Genomic DNA, 2,229 nt, shown 5'->3' with positions numbered 1-2,229 from the left:
GACGCTGCCCCCGCCGCCGACGCTGCCCCCGCCGCTGACGCGCCGGTTGCCGAGGCGCCCGCCGCCGACGCTCCCGCTGCCGAGGTCGTCGAGGCGCCCGCCGCCGAGGCTCCTGCCGCTGACGCCGCCGAGGCGCCTGCCGACGCTCCGGCCGAGGCCTGAGAGTCACCAACTCGACATCGAGGGGGAGCGTGACGCTGCGTGATGAACTGGCGTCGCGCTTCCCCTCATCCACGATCTGATCCGAGGGAGGATCCCCATGGCTTTCACTGCTGCTGATGTCAAGAAGCTCCGCGAGCTCACCAGCGCCGGGATGATGGACTGCAAGAAGGCGCTCGACGAGACCGACGGCGACTTCGACAAGGCCGTCGAGCTGCTCCGCGTCAAGGGTGCCGCCAAGGCTGCCGCCCGCGGCGCCGAGCGCGAGGCCTCCGCCGGCCTCGTCGCCAACGCCGGTGGCGCGCTCATCGAGCTGAAGTCGGAGACCGACTTCGTCGCGAAGAACGAGGACTTCATCGCCACCGCCCAGCAGATCGCCGAGGCGATCGACGCGGGCAAGGCCACCGACACGGAGGCCGCCAAGGCCCTGCCGCTCGGTGACAGCACCGTCGGCCAGGTGGTCGAGGGCCTCGCCATCACCATCGGCGAGAAGATCGAGCTCGGCAACGTCGCGTACTTCGACGGCCCAGTCGCGGTCTACCTGCACAAGCGTTCGGCCGACCTTCCGCCGGCCGTCGGCGTGATGGTCGCCTACGAAGGTGACGAGGCCGCCGCTCGCGGTGCCGCGATGCAGGTCGCTGCGCTCAAGGCGCAGTACCTCACCCGTGACGAGGTCCCGGCCGACATCGTCGCCGCCGAGAAGGACGTCCTCACCAAGAAGACGATCGAGGAGGGCAAGCCCGAGGCTGCCGTCGCGAAGATCGTCGAAGGCCGCATCGGTGGCTTCTTCAAGGAGATCGTCCTGCTCGAGCAGGAGTCGGTCTCGGAGTCGAAGAAGACCGTGAAGGCCGTCCTCGACGCCGCCGGCACCACCGTGTCGCGGTTCGCCCGCTTCGAGGTTGGCGCCTGACGCAGGTCCATCGAACGGCCGGTCCCCACGCATCGTGGGGGCCGGCCGTTCGTCCGTTTTGTTGAGCGGACGTTTAGTCCTGAGGGTAGGTTTGCGCTCGCCGACAACGGACATCAGTCGGTGCGGTGCGTGCGTACCAGCGCGGGCGCTTTCGTTTCTGGTGAAGGAGAGCTTCAGTGGGACTCATTCAGGCTGCGATCGGCGCCATCGGCGGCACGCTCGGTGACCAGTGGCTCGACTTCTACGGCGTTCCGGACGGCGTCGGCTCGACCGTCGCGATCTTCCCGGCCGTCGCCAAGGGCCAGAACGCAGGCCGCGGCAGCAACACCAGCGGCTCCGAAGGCGTGATCACCAACGGCTCCAAGATCATCGTGCCCGAGGGCTACGGCCTGGTCCTGCTCGAGGACGGCGCCTTCACCGGTTTCGCCGCCGAGCCCGGCGCCTACATCTGGAACTCCGACGACCCGGCCTCGAGCTCGGTGTTCTCCGGCGGCGGCCTCGTCGACTCCCTGATCAAGCAGAGCTGGGAGCGCTTCAAGTTCGGCGGCCGGCCCTCGGCCCAGCAGTCCGCGGTGTTCGTGACGCTCAAGGAGCTGCCCAACAACAAGTTCGGGACGCAGTCCGAGATCTACTGGGACGACTCCTTCCTCAACACCCAGGTCGGCGCGATCACGCGAGGCACCTACACGCTCAAGATCACCGACCCGCTCACCTTCATCCGCAACTTCGTCCCGGCCGAGGTCATCAGCGGGCACGCGACCTTCGACTTCACCGACATCGACAACCCCGCGGGCGAGCAGCTGTTCAACGAGGTCGTGGGTTCCCTGGCGCCGGCGTTCTCGATGTACACCAACGACCCCGCCAAGGGGAACCGGATCACGAAGCTCCAGCAGGACTCGATCGGGTTCGCCCAGTCGCTGTCCGCGGCCGTCGAGGCCAACTACCAGTGGCGGACCGATCGCGGCCTCGAGATCGTCAAGACGGCGATCATCTCCATCGAGTACGACGCCAACACCCGTGAGCTGCTCAAGAACGTCCAGCGTGCCGACGCCCTGTCCGGCTCCCGCGGCAACGCGAACCTGCAGGCGTCCGTCGCTGCCGGTGTCGAGGCGGCGGGCGAGAACGCCGGACCGGGTGGCCTGATCGGGATGGGCATGGCG

2 protein-coding genes are annotated in these 2,229 nt (G+C 68.3%); both read left to right on the top strand.

Translation table 11 applies throughout. The annotated features are described in order from the left end of the window. Positions 1–259: 259 nt before the first annotated feature. Positions 260–1,069 (top strand): translation elongation factor Ts, encoded by an 810-nt coding sequence (gene tsf, locus ACOADB_RS02050; protein WP_378596244.1) that lies wholly within the window; start codon positions 260–262, stop codon positions 1,067–1,069. Positions 1,070–1,245: 176 nt separating this feature from the next. Continuing rightward, positions 1,246–2,229 (top strand): SPFH domain-containing protein (locus ACOADB_RS02045; protein ID WP_378596243.1); only part of this gene is annotated, 984 nt, incomplete at its 3' end.

The sequence above is a fragment of the Nocardioides sp. CPCC 206348 genome (assembly GCF_048654705.1).
GTDB lineage: Bacteria > Actinomycetota > Actinomycetes > Propionibacteriales > Nocardioidaceae > Nocardioides.
The sequence above is the reverse complement of the archived record's forward strand: the minus strand, read 5'-3'. Positions and strand labels throughout refer to the sequence as shown.